At 67.7% G+C, this 19116-nt stretch carries 22 protein-coding genes and 1 pseudogene; 12 read left to right on the top strand and 11 right to left on the bottom strand.

Features of this window, described 5'->3' with window-relative positions; all coding sequences use genetic code 11:
* Positions 1 to 53: 53 nt before the first annotated feature.
* Positions 54 to 1004 carry a LysR family transcriptional regulator gene (locus ACWDOP_RS01945; protein ID WP_456343459.1) on the bottom strand — a complete coding sequence of 317 codons (951 nt, stop codon included), beginning with the start codon at positions 1002 to 1004 and terminating at the stop codon, positions 54 to 56.
* 167 nt (positions 1005 to 1171) lie between these two features.
* Between ACWDOP_RS01945 and ACWDOP_RS01950 the strand changes: the two genes are divergently transcribed.
* A complete protein-coding gene (locus ACWDOP_RS01950; RefSeq protein WP_456343460.1) occupies positions 1172 to 1501 on the top strand; it encodes a hypothetical protein in 330 nt (109 codons plus the stop codon).
* A 79-nt stretch (positions 1502 to 1580) separates the two neighbouring features.
* Entirely contained in the window at positions 1581 to 1997 is a 417-nt protein-coding gene (locus tag ACWDOP_RS01955; RefSeq protein WP_456343461.1) for an SgcJ/EcaC family oxidoreductase, read from the top strand.
* A gap of 267 nt (positions 1998 to 2264) precedes the next feature.
* Here ACWDOP_RS01955 and ACWDOP_RS01960 read toward each other — a convergent pair whose 3' ends face one another.
* Entirely contained in the window at positions 2265 to 3788 is a 1524-nt protein-coding gene (locus ACWDOP_RS01960) for a catalase (protein ID WP_456343462.1), read from the bottom strand.
* A gap of 422 nt (positions 3789 to 4210) precedes the next feature.
* Here ACWDOP_RS01960 and ACWDOP_RS01965 point away from each other — a divergent pair, with 422 nt between their 5' ends.
* Genes ACWDOP_RS01965 through ACWDOP_RS01980 form a run of 4 tightly spaced genes read left to right on the top strand, consistent with a single transcriptional unit; the run spans position 4211 to position 7260 of the window.
* The gene (locus tag ACWDOP_RS01965; RefSeq protein WP_456343463.1) at positions 4211 to 4918 is read left to right on the top strand and encodes a glycosyltransferase; all 708 of its coding nucleotides are present in this window, start codon (positions 4211 to 4213) and stop codon (positions 4916 to 4918) included.
* Positions 4911 to 5897 carry an acyl-CoA dehydrogenase family protein gene (locus tag ACWDOP_RS01970; protein WP_456343464.1) on the top strand — a complete coding sequence of 329 codons (987 nt, stop codon included), beginning with the start codon at positions 4911 to 4913 and terminating at the stop codon, positions 5895 to 5897. Before ACWDOP_RS01965 ends, ACWDOP_RS01970 begins: the two co-directional genes overlap by 8 nt.
* Positions 5882 to 6631 (top strand): PIG-L deacetylase family protein, encoded by a 750-nt coding sequence (locus ACWDOP_RS01975; RefSeq protein WP_456343465.1) that lies wholly within the window; start codon positions 5882 to 5884, stop codon positions 6629 to 6631. The genes ACWDOP_RS01970 and ACWDOP_RS01975 overlap by 16 nt, the downstream gene beginning before the upstream one ends.
* On the top strand, positions 6628 to 7260 hold the full coding sequence (locus tag ACWDOP_RS01980; RefSeq protein ID WP_456343466.1) for a methyltransferase: 633 nt from the start codon (positions 6628 to 6630) through the stop codon (positions 7258 to 7260). The genes ACWDOP_RS01975 and ACWDOP_RS01980 overlap by 4 nt, the downstream gene beginning before the upstream one ends.
* Here the strand turns inward: ACWDOP_RS01980 and ACWDOP_RS01985 are convergent, their stop codons facing one another.
* Together ACWDOP_RS01985 and ACWDOP_RS01990 are read right to left on the bottom strand one after the other, a co-directional pair.
* Positions 7261 to 7587 carry a hypothetical protein gene (locus ACWDOP_RS01985; RefSeq protein ID WP_456343467.1) on the bottom strand — a complete coding sequence of 109 codons (327 nt, stop codon included), beginning with the start codon at positions 7585 to 7587 and terminating at the stop codon, positions 7261 to 7263.
* A 235-nt stretch (positions 7588 to 7822) separates the two neighbouring features.
* A complete protein-coding gene (locus ACWDOP_RS01990) occupies positions 7823 to 8578 on the bottom strand; it encodes a ZIP family metal transporter (RefSeq protein WP_456343468.1) in 756 nt (251 codons plus the stop codon).
* Between the two features lie 456 nt (positions 8579 to 9034).
* Between ACWDOP_RS01990 and ACWDOP_RS01995 the strand changes: the two genes are divergently transcribed.
* Positions 9035 to 9550, top strand: coding sequence for a TspO/MBR family protein (locus tag ACWDOP_RS01995; protein ID WP_456343469.1), 516 nt, complete (start codon positions 9035 to 9037; stop codon positions 9548 to 9550).
* Positions 9551 to 9569: 19 nt separating this feature from the next.
* On the opposite strand, the gene ACWDOP_RS02000 is transcribed toward ACWDOP_RS01995, so the two are convergent.
* Positions 9570 to 9788, bottom strand: a complete 219-nt coding sequence (locus ACWDOP_RS02000; RefSeq protein WP_456343470.1) for a DUF6480 family protein — start codon at positions 9786 to 9788, stop codon at positions 9570 to 9572.
* A 160-nt stretch (positions 9789 to 9948) separates the two neighbouring features.
* On the opposite strand from ACWDOP_RS02000, the gene ACWDOP_RS02005 reads away from it, so the two are divergent.
* Positions 9949 to 10764 carry a DUF72 domain-containing protein gene (locus tag ACWDOP_RS02005; RefSeq protein WP_456343471.1) on the top strand — a complete coding sequence of 272 codons (816 nt, stop codon included), beginning with the start codon at positions 9949 to 9951 and terminating at the stop codon, positions 10762 to 10764.
* Between the two features lie 37 nt (positions 10765 to 10801).
* On the opposite strand, the gene ACWDOP_RS02010 is transcribed toward ACWDOP_RS02005, so the two are convergent.
* The 4 genes from ACWDOP_RS02010 to ACWDOP_RS02025 all read right to left on the bottom strand — a co-directional run bounded on the left by ACWDOP_RS02010 (position 10802) and on the right by ACWDOP_RS02025 (position 14557).
* Positions 10802 to 11641 (bottom strand): SDR family oxidoreductase, encoded by an 840-nt coding sequence (locus ACWDOP_RS02010; protein WP_456343472.1) that lies wholly within the window; start codon positions 11639 to 11641, stop codon positions 10802 to 10804.
* Positions 11642 to 12039: 398 nt separating this feature from the next.
* Positions 12040 to 12327: a hypothetical protein gene (locus tag ACWDOP_RS02015; RefSeq protein WP_456343473.1), complete on the bottom strand. Its 288-nt coding sequence runs from the start codon at positions 12325 to 12327 to the stop codon at positions 12040 to 12042.
* Positions 12328 to 12449: 122 nt separating this feature from the next.
* A complete protein-coding gene (locus ACWDOP_RS02020) occupies positions 12450 to 13367 on the bottom strand; it encodes a sigma factor-like helix-turn-helix DNA-binding protein (RefSeq protein WP_456343474.1) in 918 nt (305 codons plus the stop codon).
* Positions 13364 to 14557, bottom strand: coding sequence for an NAD(P)/FAD-dependent oxidoreductase (locus ACWDOP_RS02025; protein WP_456343475.1), 1194 nt, complete (start codon positions 14555 to 14557; stop codon positions 13364 to 13366). Before ACWDOP_RS02025 ends, ACWDOP_RS02020 begins: the two co-directional genes overlap by 4 nt.
* Before the next feature lie 195 nt (positions 14558 to 14752).
* Between ACWDOP_RS02025 and arr the strand changes: the two genes are divergently transcribed.
* Positions 14753 to 15166, top strand: a complete 414-nt coding sequence (arr, locus tag ACWDOP_RS02030) for an NAD(+)--rifampin ADP-ribosyltransferase (protein ID WP_456343476.1) — start codon at positions 14753 to 14755, stop codon at positions 15164 to 15166.
* Between the two features lie 296 nt (positions 15167 to 15462).
* Positions 15463 to 15873 (top strand): DUF4189 domain-containing protein, encoded by a 411-nt coding sequence (locus ACWDOP_RS02035; protein ID WP_456343477.1) that lies wholly within the window; start codon positions 15463 to 15465, stop codon positions 15871 to 15873.
* A gap of 131 nt (positions 15874 to 16004) precedes the next feature.
* On the opposite strand, the gene ACWDOP_RS02040 is transcribed toward ACWDOP_RS02035, so the two are convergent.
* Positions 16005 to 16904: an alpha/beta hydrolase gene (locus tag ACWDOP_RS02040; RefSeq protein WP_456343478.1), complete on the bottom strand. Its 900-nt coding sequence runs from the start codon at positions 16902 to 16904 to the stop codon at positions 16005 to 16007.
* A 224-nt stretch (positions 16905 to 17128) separates the two neighbouring features.
* Here ACWDOP_RS02040 and ACWDOP_RS02045 point away from each other — a divergent pair.
* Both ACWDOP_RS02045 and ACWDOP_RS02050 read left to right on the top strand, forming a co-directional pair.
* Positions 17129 to 17251, top strand: a pseudogene (locus ACWDOP_RS02045) (helix-turn-helix domain-containing protein); the annotation flags it as partial.
* Between the two features lie 180 nt (positions 17252 to 17431).
* Positions 17432 to 17842 carry a GbsR/MarR family transcriptional regulator gene (locus ACWDOP_RS02050; RefSeq protein ID WP_456343826.1) on the top strand — a complete coding sequence of 137 codons (411 nt, stop codon included), beginning with the start codon at positions 17432 to 17434 and terminating at the stop codon, positions 17840 to 17842.
* Positions 17843 to 17872: 30 nt separating this feature from the next.
* On the opposite strand, the gene ACWDOP_RS02055 is transcribed toward ACWDOP_RS02050, so the two are convergent.
* The gene (locus ACWDOP_RS02055; protein WP_456343479.1) at positions 17873 to 19111 is read right to left on the bottom strand and encodes a saccharopine dehydrogenase NADP-binding domain-containing protein; all 1239 of its coding nucleotides are present in this window, start codon (positions 19109 to 19111) and stop codon (positions 17873 to 17875) included.
* Positions 19112 to 19116: the final 5 nt, after the last annotated feature.

The raw sequence follows: 19116 nt of genomic DNA on the forward strand, positions 1-19116 counted from the left end.
TGGTGCGGACAGACCGTTTCCACGCGCGACTTCTGTCCGGTTCCTGTTGCTGATCACAGATGTACCGGCACCGAACAGTCCTGGAAGTCCGGATTCTCCAGCTGGTACACGAGTTCCGGATTGGCGTCGCGCACCATCCGCGCGACCTCGACGAACGATCGAACCAGCGGCGGGCGGTGATCGGGACGCCACCCCACGGACACCTCGTTCGGGTCGGCGTCGACGACCGGGACGAGCTTCACCCGGGGGAAAGAGATCCAGCGAGCGGCCGCGGTGGTGATCACGACGCCGACCCCGGTCGAAACCTTGTGCAGTTCCTCGATCACGGTGCTCGACCGCGAGACGATCTCGGCGGGCTGCCCACCGCGATGAACATCCAACTCCCAGAAGGTGTTCCATACCGGATCCGTGCAGGCCGCGCCGAGGAGCCGGTCGTGCGCGACTTCCGCGGCCAGCACCTGCGCGCGGTGTGCCAGCGGGTGATCGATCGGCATCATCGCCGCCAGCGGTTCGGCGAAGAGTCGTTCGAACTCCAGGCCCTGGTGGACGAACGGGTGCCGCACGATCGCCACGTCCACCGATCCGGCCCGCAACCCCGAGGACGGGTCGTCGTAGCCGAATTGGCGAAGTTCCAGGCTGACCTCGGGGTGACGTTCGCGGAACGCGGTCAGGATCGGTTCGGTCAAGGTGAGCGCCGCCCCCTCCATGCACCCCAGTACCAGCCGGTCCCGCTCACCGCGGTGGACCACCCGCGTCCGTTCGACGGCAGCGTCGAGCCGCGTCAGTCCGTATCGCACCTCATCGAAGAACACCGCGCCCGCCGCCGTTAGTTCGACATTGCGTGTGTTCCTGGAGAACAGCACGACGCCGAGGGTTTGCTCGAGCTGCTTGATCTGTGCGCTCAACCCCTGCTGCGACGTATGCAGCCGCTGCGCTGCGCGAGTGAAGCTCAGCTCCTCCGCCACCGCTACGAAGTAGCGCAGTTGTCGCGTGTGCACGTCCATGGAGGCCCAGTGTAGGGCGGCCGGCCACTAACTGAAATGCTTCTCTTTCATTTCTGTGCGGGTGTCGTCAGCCTCGGACGTGGTTCGGTGATCAGGGATTCGACGGCCGGGTGCCTTCGGCGCTTCCGGGCTCGACCGGCACGTCCGCCGGCACGTAGGGTCGGGCGATGACGCTGGCATGCCGGGAGTGGGCGGGGCCGCTGGGGGTGGCGACCAAGCACGCCGCCTACGACCGGCTGGTCGAACTGAAGAACGCCCTCACGCCCGAGCTCGCACGATATCCCTCCGCGAGATTCCAAGCGCGCGGCTATTTTTCGACCGGTGATATGGAGAACGACCTGCTCGACCCCGAGCGGATGACGACCGTCGCAGGGGCGCCGCCGCTGCTCTGGCTGAACATCACCTACGACCATCCTGAGATCCCCGCCGATGCGTTCGACGAGGTGCTGCGGCGGTTCGACCTGCGGCTGCTCGGGGAGTTCGTGGATCGGCGGTGACCGGGGCGATGCGGTCGGCCGGTCGCCATGACCTCCGAGGTCATTGAGACCGTGACCGGCCGCTGGCAGCGTCGGTCCCATGACAACCGCTCGAGAGACCGACGAAACCGCTATCCACTCGCTGTTGCGGGCGCAGATGGACGCCTGGGCCGCGGGCGACGGTGCCGCGTTCGCCGACACGTTCACCCCCGACGCCGATTTCGTGTCTGTGATCGGGGAATTCGTCAGGGGCAGGACCGAACTCGCCACCGTTATGCAGGAGGGCTTCGACGGATTCATGAAGGGCACCCGGATGGCCGAGCCCGACACCACTACCCTGCGTTTCCCGGCATCGAATGTCGCGGTGCTGGTTACCGTGGGTGATCGGCCGATGCCGCCAGGTGAGGCGGCGCCGCCCGAGGCCCGCTCCGTGCAAACCCGGGTCGCGGTGCGCGAGAACGGAATCTGGCTGTTCACGACGTTCCAGAACACCAGGATCAGTCAGTTCCCGCAGTGAGTCGGGTGTTCGCCTATGGGGATGCCCGAGCGCAACAAGAGCGGCGCTCGGCGCGCCCGCACGATGAACAGCGAACAAGTCGCCGTCGCGATGGAACCACCGCGACTGCGACTTGTTGCAGCACAGCGTTATTCGTAGAAGGGCTGACCACCGCGTAGTCGGCGGACCCGGACCGTCAGCGTGTCGGCGGGTAGTGAAGCCGCCGCTGACGGTCTCGGGCCCTCGCTGTGTGGGTAATCTTTCGACGCGGCGTGACGCGTTAGACCGTCAGGCCTTGTCCTGCGCCGAGGACCGGGCCGGGTTGGCCTGCTTCTCGGCCTTCGGATCGAGCTCATCCTGTTTGGCCCGGACGCCCGCCTCCACCCGGTCCCCGAGCTCCTTGTCGACATTGCGCCAGTACTCGAAGGCCCGGGCCAGGACGTCGGAGCCGACGCCGTTGAGTAGATGGCCGACGATGTTGTCGACCAGCCGCCCGCGCGCCGCGTCGTCCAGGACGTCGCGGACCATCGTGCGCGCCTGGCCCCAATCGTCGTCGTCGGAGCGCAAAATGTATGCGGTGCGGACCATTTCACCGTCGGTGTGCCAGCCGACCACCGGCCCCGACGCCTCCGGGTCCGCGTGCGGGCCGCCCTTGGAGTTGGGCACGTACACCGGGTCCGAGACGTTGGTGTAGCGCATCTGGCCGTCTTTGGAATAGGAATGCGCCGGTGCGGCGTGTGGCGAATTGACAGGCAGCAGTTTGTAATTCGCGCCGATGCGGTGACGGTGCGCGTCCGGGTACGAGAACCAGCGGCCGAGCAGCATCTTGTCCGGGCTGGGCCCGGTGCCCGGCACGGAATTGCTGGGCTCGAACGCGGCCTGCTCGATCTCGGTGTGGTAGTCGGCCGGATTGCGATTCAGAGTCAGGCGGCCGACCTCGGTGAGGGGGTAGTCGGCGTGCGGCCAGACCTTGGTCAGGTCGAACGGATTGAACCGGTAGGTCTTGGCGTCGTCGAACGGCATGATCTGCATGTGCAGCGTCCAGCTGGGGAATTCACCGTCGGCGATGTGCTCGAAAAGGTCACGCGTGTGGTAGTCGGTGTCCATGGACGCCATCTGGTCGCCTTCGTCCTGGGTGAAGAACTCGACGCCCTGATCGGTCTTGAAATGGTATTTCACCCAGAATCGCTCGCCCGCGGCGTTGTACCAGAGGTAGGTGTGGCTGGAGTAGCCGTTCATGTGCCGCCAGGTGCGGGGGATGCCCCGATCGCCCATCAGCCAGGTGACCTGGTGCGCGGATTCCGGCGACAGGGTCCAGAAATCCCACTGCATGTCGTGGTCGCGCAGGTTGTTGTCGGCGCGACGCTTCTGTGAGCGGATGAAGTCCTGGAATTTCATCGGGTCGCGGACGAAGAACACCGGGGTGTTGTTCCCGACCATGTCGAAGTTGCCCTGCTCGGTATAGAACTTGAGTGCGAATCCACGCGGATCGCGCCAGGTGTCGGGGCTGCCGCGCTCACCGGCCACGGTGGAGAATCGGGCCAGCACCTCGGTCTTCTTACCCGGCTGCAGGAAGTCCGCGCGGGTGAACGCACTCACGTCCCGCGTGACCTCGAAGACGCCGAACGCGCCGCCGCCTTTGGCGTGCGGCTGCCGCTCGGGGACCCGCTCCCGGTTGAACTGCGCCATCTTCTCGATGAGATAGGCGTCGTGCAGCAAAATCGGGCCGTCGGGGCCGACGGTCAGCGAATGTTCGTCACTCGGGACCGGAATTCCGGCGTCATCGGTGGTGTGGTTGCGCGGGGTGGACATGTCCCTCCTCTGCAGAGCGGCTATTTCTCGGGGATATAGCGGGCACTGCTGTCGATCTTTGCCGAGCGGTTGCCGTCGACAGCGTTCTGGATGCTTTCCGTGACCAAAGTGTTGACCGTCGCCTCGGCTCCCGGGCTGAGTGGGAACGTGGAAACGCCACGCGACCCGGTGATGACGGGCCGAGTGAACACACCGTGGTTCCTCGACGCTCTACCCGCTCGGCGATCGCCTAATCCGCCGGCGCGTCGGCGGCGAGTGCCGGAGGTTTCCTCGGGCTTTACGCGGGATGAGCTATTCGATCAGTAGATCACTGACCGATCGCGGTCCGGCCTGTTCGTCGACGTCGTCGGTCGGCAGCGCGAGGGGTGTTTGCACGCATTTCACCGGGGTATACGCCCGCTGTGATCAACTCGGGCGGGACGATGTCCGGTCGACGCGCTGTCGACGGTGTTCTGGTTGTCGTTCCGGTGCACGACGAGGTGCGGTTGCTGCCCGGGTGCTTGCACGCACTGCGGCAAGCCGCCCGGCACGTACCGGTGCCGGTACGGATACAGGTGGTCCTCGACGACTGCACCGACGGGTCCGAGCGTGTCATCGGGCCGGATATCGAGGTGCTGACCTCGGCAGCTCACAATGTCGGTATGGCGCGAGCCCGCGGATTCGCCCGGGCGGGAACGGATTGCGGATCCGAGACCTGGTTCGCGACCACGGACGCCGACTCCGAAGTGGACCCCGGATGGTTGCGGAACCAGTTGCGGCACGCCCGAAACGGTGTGGACCTGGTCGCCGGCACCGTCCGCGTCGAGGATTGGCACGGGTACAGCCCCACTGTTCGGCGGCGATACGAGCAGCGATACCGCCGTCGCTCGAACGGTGGTCACGGCCACGTCCATGGCGCGAACCTGGGCTTCCGAGCCGACCTGTATTGGCGTGCGGGCGGTTTCCGTCCACTGCCCACCGGTGAGGACGTCGATCTCGTGCGGCGCGCGCTCGCCTGCGGTGCTCACCTGGTCTGGGCCGACGACGTCACCGTGCGCACGTCGGCCCGCACACACGGGCGTGCCCCGGACGGCTTCGCCGCGCATCTGCGCTCGCTGGACCCACGGGTGGCGGAGGTGGACGGTGCTTGATGCTCCCGGAGCGGTCGAGAGCCCGGTCGCCGCGCGACTTCGTGAGCTCGCCGCCGCGAACCAACTCGACCTGCCCTTTCCCGGTGAAGGACGCACCGCGGAGCGGTTTCGCGCGCTCGCGGACTTGGCCGCGGAAGACACTGTGCTGGGTCGCCTGACCGAGGCGCACACCGATGCCGCCGCCATCCTGCACGAGCTCGGAGCGCCGCCGCCGTCGCCCGGAGAGGTGTGGGGTGTGTGGGCGGCCGAACCGCCCGAACCTGTACTGCAAGCCAGCTTTTCGGGGGGCGGCTGGATTCTCGAAGGCCGCAAACCGTGGTGCTCAGGCGCGACGATCTGTTCCCACGCGCTGGTGACCGCCCGCGTCGGCGCGGAGCGCGGATTGTTCGCGGTGGCGCTGACCCAACCGGGTGTGCGGCCGGTGCCGGACAGCTGGCACGCGGTCGGAATGCGCGAATCTGATTCCGGTGCCGTCGATTTCGACGGCGTGAGCGCCGCGGCGGTGGGGGAGCCCGGGGACTATCTGACCCGCCCCGGATTCTGGTACGGCGCGATTGGCGTCGCCGCATGCTGGTATGGGAGCGCGTGTGAGGTCGCACGGCCCCTGCACGCCCGGGTGGCGGATGGCAGGGCGAACGCGCATGCGCTCGCCCACTGGGGTGCGGTCGCGGCGGGCCTGCACGCTGCGGGTTCGGTACTGCGTGCTGCGGCGGATCGGATCGATCAGGGCCGGCCCGTCGACCCGGTGGCGCGCCGGGCACGAGCGCGGGCGGTCCGAGCGGTGGTGGAGTCCGCGGCCACCGACACCATCGACCGGGTGGGCAGGGCGCTCGGCGCGGCCCCCCTGTGCCTGGATGCCGCGCATGCGCGACGTGTGGCCGACCTGACCGTGTACCTGCGCCAGAGTCACGCGGAATCCGATCTCGCCGACCTCGGCAGTGATACAGCGGGGGAGGATCTTTCGTGGCTGTCCCTGTGATCGACGTGCGTGCCGCCGGCACCGACGACGCGGTGTGGGAGCTGTGGCGGGGACGATGCGTACCCCTGGACATCGCAGACATGGACCGGCTGACGGTGGTGGCCGCGCATCCCGACGATGAGGTACTCGGGGCGGGCGGACTCATCGCGTCGGCTCGCAAGGCGGGAATCGCCGTCACCCTGGTCACCCTCACCGATGGCGAAGGGTCGCACCCGGATTCACCCACCTGCTCCCCGCATAGGCTCGCCGAGATCCGGTCTCGTGAATCGCGCCGCGCGGCCGCGGTACTGGGCGCGGATCCACCGATCCGCCTGGGTGTTCCCGACGGTCACGTCGCCGCTGCCGAAGAGGCGGTGACCGACGCCCTGGCCGAGCTGCTCGCCGCGAACGACTCGCCCGCGCATCGGTGCGCGGTGACCTGGCGGCACGACGGCCACCCTGATCACGAAGCCGCCGGCCGTGCCGCCGCGAAGGCGTGTGCGTCGACGACCGTGCGACTGCTCGAGTACCCGATCTGGATGTGGCACTGGGCAACTCCCGTGCACCCCGCGCTGGCCGGGGTCGACGCCGCGGTCCATCGTCTCGGGCCCGAGGCGCACGCGGCCAAACTTCGGGCGATCGCCGAGTTTCCCAGCCAGACCCGGCCCCTGTCGGACGCGCCCGAAGACGCACCCGTTCTGCCCGAGCACGTGCTGCGCCGCTTCACCGGACCGCTGGAAACCTACTTCCCATGAGCCGTAAGCGTTTACCCGACGCCTATTTCGAGGAGATGTACACCCGGAGCGAGGACCCCTGGGACTTCTCGAACCGCTGGTACGAACGCCGAAAACGGGCGCTGACCATGGCCGCGCTCCCGAAACCGCGCTACCGCAACGCGTTCGAGCCGGGCTGCTCGACTGGCATGCTCACCGCGGAGCTCGCCGCGCGTTGCGACCGGGTCGTCGCCACCGACATCATCGACGCGCCCCTGCGCACCGCCGCGGAACGGCTGGCTGCGCTCCCGGAGATCGACCCGGCCGCAGTCGAATTCCGCATCTGGGCACTCGGCGACGATTGGCCCGCCGAACAGTTCGACCTCATCGTGCTCAGCGAAGTCGGTTACTACCTCGACCGCGATACCCTACGTCCGGCCATCGACGCGGCGGTGGGGCATCTCGCGGCAGGGGGCGCACTGCTGTGTGTGCATTGGCGTCACCCTGTCGCCGACTACCCGCTCGGCGGCGGCGAAGTGCACGACATCATCGCGAGCCGGTCCGGGCTCACGTCGATCGCGTCCTACCGGGACGAGGACTTCCTCCTCGACGTATACGAGACATCCCACGCCGACCCGTCTTCGGTGGCCCGGCGCGAGGGGCTCGTCTGACTACCTTTCGCTGTCCGGCGTAGTCGTCGGGCCGGTCGGTGTTCCACTCAATCGGAACTGCTCGGCACGCTGGACGAGACGGTGGCTGAACGTCTCCTCCCATCCGGTCGAATCCGGCTCAGGCATTTCCACACCGGCGCGAGAACTCTTGTCGCGCGGCGTGTGATTCGGTGTGCCGGCGCCGGAAGCGGCTTGCGCGAGGATCCGGACGAGCCAGCGTAAATACCCTTCCACGCTCATGCCCGCGCACTCGGCGGCGTCGTGCACGGCCTGCCAGTCGCTGTCCCCGGATGTCAGGGTCAAGGTGAATTCGCGATCCCCGCTCATGTCGTGCGCACCGCCGTTCCTCCGCGTCACCGCGTGTGGAGTCCGTGCCGCTGCGCCGCGGGCGACATCGGCGCGAATGGCCGAGCGTCAAAAGTGCGAAGTCCCAACCCTGCCCGTCATCGAGTCGGCACACTTTGCCCGGGTACTACCCGCGAAGGCGCGTCTCAATCACCACGAAGGCCGTCATTTGCGCGGCGACCGGCCGCGCGCGGCGATGCCGGAATCCGTGCACGGGTCACTGCTCGAGCTGAGAGAGTGCGAAAGCGGTGAGAAAGCCTGCGACAGTGATCAATCCGATCCACAGATGTGCGTTCTCGAACGCCTCGGGGATCATCGTGTCCGCGATCATCGACAGTATCGCCCCGCCCGCCAGCGCGGTGATACCGGCCAGCACCGAGGCGGACACCCCGCCCAGCAGCGCGTAGCCCGCCATCGCCGCGAGCGCGCTGGCCACCGCGATCGCCGACCAGACCCCGAACACGTATCGCGTGCTCCGCCCGGCCCTGCGCATACCCGACGCACTCGAAAGGCCCTCGGGCACATTGCTGATGAACACCGCCGCCACGGTGACCACGCTGACCGGTCCGCCACCCAGCAGGCTGGCGCCGATGACGATCGACTCCGGCACCCCGTCCAGCAGCGCACCCACGGCGATCGCGGTACCGGAACCCGCCTGCTCGTCCTCGGAGGGCTGCTGGTCGCCCGAGCGCTTGCGATGCCGCGCTCCACGCTTGGCGAGCAAGATGTTCGCGCCCGTGTACAGCGCGGCTCCCGCCACCGCGCCGATGACGGTCGGCCCGAGCCCGCCCGTGGAGTGGGCCTCGGCGATCAACTCGAACGAGACCGCCGACAGGAGCACGCCACTGCCGAACGCCATGATCGAGGCGACAACCCGCACCGGGATCCGCGTGAGGTACACCGCGACAACACCCAATACCAGCGCGGATCCCGCCAGTAGACCCCAGCCGCCCGCTTCCCACACACCCGACACCGACCAGCTCCTCACCACCGACACAACCCTGCGTCTCCGCGGTAGCGGAGGCGTGGCCCGGAATACCCTCGATGATCGCAGTGAACCACGTGCGCGCGATCCGGCGACACGTACGCGTGGCGGTGTGCCACTGGGGCGTTGTCTGTGTCCGTCACGGGTCGGCAATGCATGAATTCCACCGGCGGGATATCAGTGCCGTGCGACGTGAGAAGAATCCTGCTGGAACTCGATTCGACAGAGTCTGTGAGCCCGGGTCCAGCGCGATCTTGACCGCTATCTCTAGAACAACACCCGCATCGGTAGCGGATCGAGCGTGCCGCCGTACTCACCGACCAGTAGCCCGGCCGTCACCTCGACTCTCGACACCGGCCGCCGGGATGCTCTCCGCAGACGTGGACGGTGGTGTTTCCGGATGTATGGGACGGGTAGGCCGACGTGAGAAGACGAGGAGATGGCATGAACCGACCAGCTTTGCGCATCGCGGACGACGCTCGAGCGGCTCCGGCCCACCGATCGCCCCTGCTCGACACCACCGCGCGAGTTGCCGCAACCGCCGTGGCGGGCACCATCGCGACCGATCCGGACTCGAGCTGGTACGAGTCGCTGCGGATGCCACGCTTTCAGCCGCCGCGCCAGGTCTTCCCGCTCGCCTGGACGATGATCTACGCGGATATCGCGTTGTCGACGGCGGCCGCGCTTGATCGTGAGTCCGCCGGCGCCGGACGGTCGGCGCTGATGCGTGCGCTGGAGCTCAACCTCGTCGCCAACGCGGCGTGGAGTTGGCTGTTCTTCCGCGCGCATCGCCCCGGCGTCGCGGCCGTGACGTCGGCGGTGCTGACGGCGAGCAGTGCGGATTTGGTACGCCGGGTGGGGCGGGTGCGCCCCGCCGCCGGAACCGCTTTGGCGGTGTACCCCGCGTGGTGCGCGTTCGCCACGGTGCTGTCCACGGCCATTTGGCGGCGCAACCGCTGATCGGGCGTGCCGGCGATCGTCACAGCAGAATGCCGACGGCCACCACGACGAAGACGGCAACGAGTGCGAGCACCGCGACGATCAGCGCGATTCCGGTCGGAGGGAAGCGATTTCGGGTGCGCGGTTCCGGCGCCGACAGGCCGGATGTTTGCGGTGTGTCCGGGGGCGTCGAGCCGGGTGCCACACCGCCGCCGGGTTCGAGATCGGGTGTCCGGGCGGGATCGGGATCCATGGTCATGCTTGCTCCTCGATGTGAAGGTGCTGGTCCGGCAGCCCTACCCGATGCCGGTCACTTGACACGTGGGGGACGCAACGACCTGTGCGCGGGCTTGCGTCGGCAGGGAACGGTGCTCCGCAAACGACCGGTTGCGCCCCGCGAGGGCGGGCATAGCCAACACATGACCATGCTGATCGGCACGTCGGGCTGGCAGTACTCGGATTGGCGTCCGATCTTCTACCCCAGGGGCCTCGGACAGCGCCGCTGGCTGGAGTTCTACGCGCGGCACTTCTCGACCGTGGAGTTGAACGCCGCGTTCTACCGGCCGGTGCGGCGCTCGACGTTCGAAGGCTGGCGCGCACGCACGCCCGGCGACTTCGTCATGGCGGTGAAAGCCAGTCGGGTCATCACGCACTACCGGAGGCTGCTGGACACGGAGATTCCGCTGGAGCGATCGGTCGAGGCCGCGCGGGGTCTCGACGACAAGCTGGGGCCGCTACTGCTGCAGCTTCCCCCGAATCTGCCCGCCGACCCGGAGCGTCTGCACGCCGTGCTGGGCCTCGTTCCCGCAGGCCTACGGGTGGTCGTCGAGCCGCGGCACGAGAGCTGGTGGACGCCCGGCGTCCGCCGGGTCCTCGAGGCGCACAACGCCGCGCTGTGCTGGGCGGACCGATCGAATCGGCCGGTGACGCCGCTCTGGCGCACCGCGGACTGGGGCTACCTGCGATTCCACGAAGGCACGGCCGAGCCACCACCCGGCTATCAGGACGAGGTACTGGCCGAGTGGGTCGACCGCATCGACAAGACCTGGCAGCGGGACCGAGATGTGTTCGTGTACTTCAACAATGACCCGGGCGGCGCTGCGGTGTTCGACGCGATTCGGTTCGCGGATATGGTGCGGGCGACCGGTCGTACCGTCGGCCGCGTTCCGCGGTTACCGGACGTGCCGCACCTGAAACCCACCGGTGTGGTGGGGGAGTGGGATGCGCCCTGGTGACGCCCTCCCACGGTCTGTCGTGCCGGTCGATGCCGGGTCAGAGAATCGGTCGGCCTCCGGTGACCGCCAGGCGCGCGCCGGAGATGTAACTGCCGTCGTCGGCGGCCAGCAGCACATAGGCCGACGCGAGTTCAGCGGGCTGACCCGCCCTGCCCAGCGGGGTGTCGTCACCGAAGTTCGCCACCTTCTCCGGCGGCATCGTCGAGGGGATCAGTGGTGTCCAGATGGGGCCGGGCGCCACGCTGTTGACGCGAATTCCTCTGGGGCCCAACAGCTGCGCGAGGCTCGCGGAGAAGTTGGCGATCGCCGCCTTCGTCGCGGCGTACGGCGCGAGCGTGGGGGAGGGCATATCGGAATTGACCGACGAGCTGCCGATGATCGACGATCCCGGCGCCATGTGCGGAAGCGCCGCCTTCACCAGGGTGAAGTACGCGCCGATGTTCACCCGAAACGTGTAGTCGAACTCGTCGTCGGTGATCTCCTCGAGCGTCTCGTGGGTCATCTGATACGCGGCATTGCTCACCAGGACGTCGATCTTCCCGAATTCCGCTGCCGCGCGGTCGATTACGTCTCGGCAATGCGCGGGGTCGGACAGATCGCCCGGCACCAGAACCGCGGCGCGGCCCGCGTCGCGCACCAGCTCCGCCACCTCTTCGGCATCCTCGTGCTCGTCCAGATACGAAATGAGGACGTCAGCGCCCTCACGGGCGAAAGCGATGGCCACCGCACGGCCGATTCCGCTGTCCGCGCCGGTGATCACCGCCGCCTTGCCGGTGAGTTTGCCACTGCCCCGGTAGCTTTCCTCGCCACAGTCCGGCACGGGTGTCATCTGCCGTTGAGTTCCCGGTACCTTCTGCTGTTGCTCCTGAAATCCCACGCGCGACTCCCTTCCGTTCCGCCCCGTCAACCGAGCACGGGCATCCGGCCGGTTACCGAACACTGTCGCGCTACCCCCGCGGCGGACACGCAAACCACGCGGTCGTCCGGTGGCTGTGGCGGCGCTTCGCTCGCTCGCACGGTCCCGCACCGCTCTCTTGCCTCAGAGTCCGACTAATCCGGCGTTAGGGACGGCTTTGCCGGTGCGGCGTTTGGACCGGAATCCAGCGGATAGTTCTCCGGCGATGGTTCGCCGCAGGGGTTGTGCGACGACTCATCTGCCGCGAACTGCGGCCGGGTTCCGGCTTCGACAGGGACCCGTTCGGATAGTCGCCGCGGTGGTGCGGGGTCACATCCCCACCCTCGTGCCGCCGCGGTGACATCCGGCGAGCATTACCACTAGCGGTAGCTGTTGCAGAGGAACGAGCCGCCCTGCATCAGGTCGCACAGCACCAATTCGACGACGTTCCAGTACATGTCGCTCGAGCCCTGGCTCACCGAGAATCCCACGTCGCCGCCCAGCGCACGTTCGAACGATCCCGTCTCTGCCGCAGCGACGGGCGCGGCGGGTCCCTCGGCGGTCGGCTGCAAGGGCAGCGGCGCAGCGCCCGCCGTTCCCGCCGCGGCGACGGTGATCAGGCATCCGGCCGCGACCGCGAGAATGCGTTGGGTGACAGGGGTTTTCATGGGGCTCCTCTGCATCGTGATACCGGTGCCACCCTACGCACGTCTGAAGTATCAGTGTTTCAAGTTCGCTGCCCCTACTTCTGTGGTCGGCGTGACCGACGGGTGGGCTTACGCCGGGCCGGTCAGGGGGCGGGTGCCGTGCGGCTGATCGTGCGAGGGATGCCGAGGGCGGCAAGTTTGTCCGGGTTGCGGATTCCGTAGCCATTGACGATCGTGTCGCCGGCGACGTCGAACACGAGCAGCGCTTCCAGGTTGTCGGCGACGTAGCAGGCCAGTGCCGGTTGGCCGTTGCAGTTCACCGTCTCGATCCGCACCTGGGGACGGCGCTGCGCGTAGCGGAAGACGCCCATGAGCAGTGCGCCGACCCGCTCGGCGCCGGTCATCACCAGCTCCGGGAGTGCGGTGACCTTGCCGCCGCTGTCGGTGATCCAGGTGATGTCGGGCGCGAGCATCGCCAGCAGACCCTCCATGTTCCCGGTGGTCGCGGCGGCGATGAAGCGTTCGGTGACCGCGGCGGTGCGCGTGGCGTCGACGGGCGCGTAGCGTTTGCGCCGGGCCTGCACGTGATTGCGGGCGCGGCGGGCGGTCTGGTGGAGGGCGTCGACCGATTTGCCTGTGGCGTAGGATATTTCGTCGTAGTCGAAGCCGAACACCTCGCGCAGGACGAAGACGGCGCGCTCGAGGGGTGTGAGCGACTCGAGCACCACCAGCATCCCCATCGAGACCGATTCGGCCAGCACCACGTCGCTCGAGGCGTCGCCGTCGGCGAGCAGCAGGGGCTCTGGCAACCACGGGCCGACGTAGTCCTCACGGCGACTGGCGCCGGCCCGCAACGCGTTGAGCGCCTGCCGGGTAACCAGTTGGGCCAGATAGGATTTGGTGTCGCGGACGGTCGTCAGGTCCACTTTCCGCCATCGAAGATAGCTGTCCTGCAGCACATCGTCGGCTTCGGTGGCCGAACCGAGGATTTCGTAGACGATCGTGAACAGCAGCGGTCGCAGGTTCACGAAGCGCTCGGCGTGCTCGTCGCTGAAAGTCACGGGTGCACAGCTCCTTCCGGCCCGGATTCGCGCAACTCCTTACGCCTGCCCAAACCCAGGAAGGCGGGAATCGCACCGGGCTTGCGGGCTTCCTTACGAATGGTCCCGATCGGCCCGGCCAGTCCGACCCGTTCCTTGATCGTCGCGGCTACGCGCCCGCCGAGGTACATCGATACGGGTGTGTCGTCGCGTCTGCTGAACTGCATCACACCCGCCCGAGAACCCAGGCCCAGGGTGCACGCCACGAAAGCGACATCCAGCACGCCGGGGTCGGCCCCCGCGATCCGGGCCAGCACATTGTCCGCGGCCTGCGCCCCCAGGGGTTGGGCGGCGTAGCAACTCATCCGCAACGGTCGGCCGGACGGTGCCACCGCGTCCCCGGCGGCGACGATGCGCTCGTCGTCGATACTGGTCAGGGTCTCGTCGGTCAGCAACCGCCCCAGTTCGTCGGTCCGCAGCCCGCTGCGTGCCGCCAGCTCGGGCACCCCGAATCCGGCAGTCCAGATCGTGAGCGCGCTGGGCAGCACGTCGCCGTCGGCCAGGACGACCTCGCCCGGTCGCACCTCGCACACTCGCGCCCGCTCGCGCACCTCGACCCCGTTCATCGCCAGCCACTTCGCCACCGACCGCCGGGCCGGCTTCGAGAAGTTCGCCGCCAACATACCGCTGCTCGCCATCGTGACCGGGTGGCCGTGCTCGACGAGTTCGGCGGCGGCCTCGATCGCGGTGAGCCCGCCGCCGACAACGACGATCGGGGCCTGCTCGGGTAGTGCGGCGAGTGCGGCCCGCAACCGCTGAGCGTGCTCGTATTCGGCTATCGGATAGGCGAATTCGGTAGCGCCGGGGACAGACTGGGGCACCGCCGCCTTGCTGCCGACGGCATAGACCACGTAGTCGTATCCGAGCGTGCCACCCGAACCCAGTTCCACTGTGCGAGAAGCGGTATCGATGCGGACGGCCTGGTCGACGACCAGCCGCACACCCGCGCCGAGCAACGTGTCGTAGTCGACGGTGACGTCGCGCGCGTCGGCCGCGAACTGGTGCAGCCGCATGCGCTCGACGAACGCAGGTCGCGGATTGACCAGCGTGATCTCGACATCGGGTCGCAGGCGGAGCCGGTTGGCCGCGACGGTGCCCGCATAGCCGCCGCCGATCACGACGACCTTGGTGCTGGGAGTGAAATCAGTCATGCCCAGGAGACACGTCTCAACGGCCGGATCTGATAGGAAGTGATGCAGGTCACTCTCGAGTGCCGCGATGTGGGAGAGACTTAAGCTGCTCGCCAGCTCTTCCCCTTTCAGGATAAGCCACTGCCCGGGGCTTGCCGCAAGGCCCGGGTGATGCGGCAGAATCGCTCGTCCCACCGGGTAGACGAAAGGATTCACGTGTCCGACAAGCTCGATGAAGGCCCGTTCTTCCACGGCACGATCGCGGATTTGCGCGCGGGCGAGTTACTGACCGCGGGCCGTCCGTCGAACTACCGCCCCGAGATCGTGATGAACCACATCTACTTCACCGCCCTCGTCGACGGGGCGGGCCTGGCCGCGGAGGTCGCCGCGGAACTGGCCGGGGGAGAAGCGATTCCGCGGGTATATGCGGTCGAGCCGACCGGGGATTTCGAGAACGACCCGAACGTCACCGACCGGAAGTTCCCCGGCAATCCGACCCGGTCATATCGCAGCAGCGACCCGCTGCGGATCGTCGGCGAGGTGACCGAGTGGACTCGGCTCACGCCCGAGCAGTTGCAGATGTGGCGGGATCGGCTGTCGACTCTCAGGCGAGGCGAGATCCTGAATTGACGCGAGACCTTCGGCTACGGGGCCGACGTACTCGGAATGCCTCGAGGTAGGTAGGCGCCGCATCAGCTTTGCCCGTCGGCGTCCGCCCGTCCGCGTGGTGCGGTGCGTCCTCTGCGGTATTCGGTTGTTCGGCAGGCAAGAGCGAGTAGATGGGTGTCGGCGGAGCCGTCACGAGCACCGCGATTCGTGACGGTTCTGCCGAGCCGCCAGAACCGGGGGCGAGAACGAGTACATGCCCTGCGGTATCTTCCATGCGATCGCCGCACCCAGGTCGGCGCGCAGAGGAAGCACTCCACTTGATCAACAAATCCTTTGCGGCCGCCGCGCTCTCGGTGAGCGCCGCCGCCCTGCTCGCGGCACCGCCCGCCTCCGCCGACCCGGTCAACTGGGGCGCCGTGTCCCTCAGTGCCTGGGGCAACGTGTTCGCGATCTCGGTCAACCACCCGACCGAAGCCGACGCCATTCGAGCCGCCGACCGAGCCTGCAAGGGTCAGGGCATCATCGACTGCCGGATGGTGGTGACGTTCGCGAACGGCTGCGGTGCGGTCGTGACGAGTCCGCTCGCGATCGTCGCGGGGTTCCCGATTCTGGGCTTCGGTAAGGGCGCGACCCCGGCGGAGGCCCGCGCGGACGCCGTCCGCAACCTGCCCGCCGGCACCGGAAGCGCCGGCTCGTTCGATCGCGAACACGCCTGCACTCAGCCTTGATCTGGTTCCGGCGCGGTCTTCGGCTCCAGCGGGTACTCGTGCGCTGAGGCGCTGTCGGGGTAATGCGTTCTGGGCGTGGTCTTTTGGTTCTCGCGATCAATTGCCACGTCGGCGCGCCGGGAATCGTTGGTTCACGCGAGGCTGTCCAGAATGGCTGCCACCTCACGGGCCCGCAGGACGACACCCACGTGCCCGGCGGCCAGATCATGGACGTCGAAGGGGTTGTCGGGTGTGAGGTGGTCGGCGTCGTGGATCATCTTCGTCGCCAGCGCCGGCGGGATGACGTTGTCTCGGGTGAGACGGATGTAGGTGCGGGGTATTCGTCCCCACGTGTCGGCGTCCACACGGGCATCGGCGAAGCTGGTGTGGGCCCCGTCCTCGGGCTGCATGCCGAAGTTGATCACTGTCAGGGTCTGCTCCAGGGTGGCTTCGGGCATGTTGGTCCGTCGAAAGTCCTCCAGCGCTAAGGGATCCGGGGAGCGGAGATTGAACCGGATCAGCCCGCGGGACACCTGCTCCATTCCGAGAAACAGCGAGTGCTCGGTGTCCGAGAGAGGCGCGTCTTTGGTGGCCTCGGAGGTCTGGCTCAGCGCCATCGCAGAGGATGCGGCCGGTGTCGATGGGCAGAACGCGGAGAGGTACACCAGGCGGTGGATGGCTTCGGGTACGGCATTGCCGACCAGGCCGATCGTGATTCCTCCGAGGCTGTGGCCCACGAGGATGACAGGACCGTGCCGCCGTACACGCCGCACAACCTCGACCACGTGAGCAACGTTGTCCTGCACAGTGATCGCGGACATCGGTGATGGTGACGCGGCGAACGCGGCAAGGTCCTGCACCTGGTAGGTCAGCGGAATCGAGGCATCGAGCCCGTGTCCGGGTAGATCGACCGCCAGGCTGCGGTGGCCGAGCAGCGCGAGTTCACGGACCACGGGAGTCCAATAGAAGCTGTTGCTGCTCAAGCCGTGTACGAACACGAATGTCGGAGCGGCGGCAGCTGTTTCGCCTCCGCGCCTAGCTGGTTCGATCATCGGAGTCCTTCCGCCGTGCACTGTTCAGTCCAGGCCGAACGGTAGGTCCCTTGCATCGACGATCAACGCGAATATCTGGAGAAACGGCAATTTCCGGAGCTAGTGTGCTTATCAGGAATGCAATGACCGTGCCGTGAAATGCACGGGCGGTCAGTCGATTTGCAATGAGATGTCGCTGAACGCATGCCGACGCGGCACCGTGACGCCAAAGGGGAACCGTACCGATGCCGGGCGCCAGACTTACCTTGCAGGAACGGGAGTGCATCGCGGCGGGACTGGCCGAGGGACTGGGGTACACCGAGATAGCGGGTCAGCTCGCGCGGCCGGCTTCGACGATCAGTCGCGAGGTGAACCGCAACGGAGGCCCGAGCCGATATCGTGCCGAGCGCGCGCACCGGGCAACGGCAACGCGATCGCGACGCGGCAAGATCATTCCGCCTTGGCCGGCGTCGACCGCGTTATCCGATGACGACGATGCCGTGCATGCCTTCGCGGCTCGGTTCACCGATTTGTTCGTGTACGACGGCATGCCCCGAATGCAGGCGCGGGTGCTGACCTGCCTGCACCTCACCGACTCCGGAAGCCTGACCGCCGCCGAATTGGTGCGCCGCCTCGGCGTGAGCCCGGCATCGATCTCGACGGCTGTGCGCGCCCTCGAGCAGCGGGATCTCATTCGCCGGGAACGTGATTCACCCCGCCGCGACCGCTATTACATCGACGATCGAACCTGGTACCGCACCACCCTCAACCTGGCCCGTGCCTCGGAAGAGAAGGTCGAGGCGGCTCGCCATGGCGCCGAGGTCCTCGGCGCGACCACCCCCGCGGGCATTCGCCTGAACGAGATCGGTCGGTACCTCGACTACCTCGGCCGCGAGATGGTCCAGGCCGTTGAGCGATGGCACGGATCGGGACACCCGACGATCACTGATCCGCGATAGCGGCGGAACGACACCCGTCTCGAACAGCTCTCAATGCGGCAGTGGCGGTCGGCCTGCCGACGCCCGCTCACCTGCCCTTTCGTGATCTGGACGCTGGCCGGCCCGGTTACCCGTTGCTGCGTCAGTGCGAACCAGGCCTGCGGCCCGGGTGAGGGTGTGGAAGTGGTGTGTTCCCAGTGCGGTTATCGGCCCGTGCACGCCCACCGCGGAGTGCGGTGCGGCAGCGAAGTGCGTTGCGGCCGAGGCGAGCAACTCCGCAGTGAGGGCGTACGGTTCGGGCCCTTCCACGACAACCGTGGTCGGCTCCGAATCATCCTGTGCGCGTGCGGTTGCCGCGACGACGGTGCGTCCGTCGAGATCGGGAAGGCGGTGTTGCCACGGTAGGTTGCCCGCGATCCACTCGGCGGCGTGGTTGATTGCGGTGGTGCGCAGGACCGGGCGCGCATGGTGCGCGACGAGGCGCAGTGCGGGGGTGAGCTGCCCGAACCAGCCGAGCCCGACATCGACACGCCGCAGTTGCGGGTAGGCGTCGGGCAGCCCGTAGTGTTCGCCGCCGCCCATGCTCACCGCGGTGCGCGGGGTGCCCGCGATCGAGAACCGAAGCAGCCGTTCGCCGTTGTGCGTGCGGGCCATTCCGAAAGGGTCGGACGCTACGGCGCGATACCCGAAGGATGATTCGGTGATCACCCCGACCAGGGAGGCCCGGGTGCCCGGAGTGGTCATCGAGATCGTCTGCCGCAGTGTCGGGACGCGGTCGATACCGGGCGTGCCGGGCGCCCCGGGGGCCAGGAAATATCCGATCTCCACCGCGTGCGCGCTCTGCCCGGCCTGGTTCAGGGCCAGGGCTGCGGCGAGGTGTCCGGGGACGAAGTCGTAGCCGAACGCCGGGATCAGGAGGGCTCCACTGTCGGCGGCCGGCCTGTTCAGCGTGCGGAACATCCACTCGATGAACGGCGGCTCGCCGGTCGAATCGAGATAGACCGCTCCGGCTCGTGCGGCCGAGCGGGCCACTTCGGTTCCCAGTCGCAGGAACGGCCCGACGGTGGAGATGAGCACATCCTCTGCGTCGAGAAGGCTGTCCAGTGCTCCGGGCGCGGTGATGTCGGCCCCGGCGATTCCGCAGGCCAATCCGGATCGCTGTGCGCGGGCCCGCAGGCGGCTCGGATCCCGCCCGGCGAGTATCACCTCGTGTTCGGGCTGGGCCGCCAGCCGGTCGAGTACCAGCGATCCGGTGTATCCGGTCGCGCCCAGCAGGATGATTCGAGACACCGGCG

The sequence above is a fragment of the Nocardia sp. NPDC003693 genome, assembly GCF_053981095.1.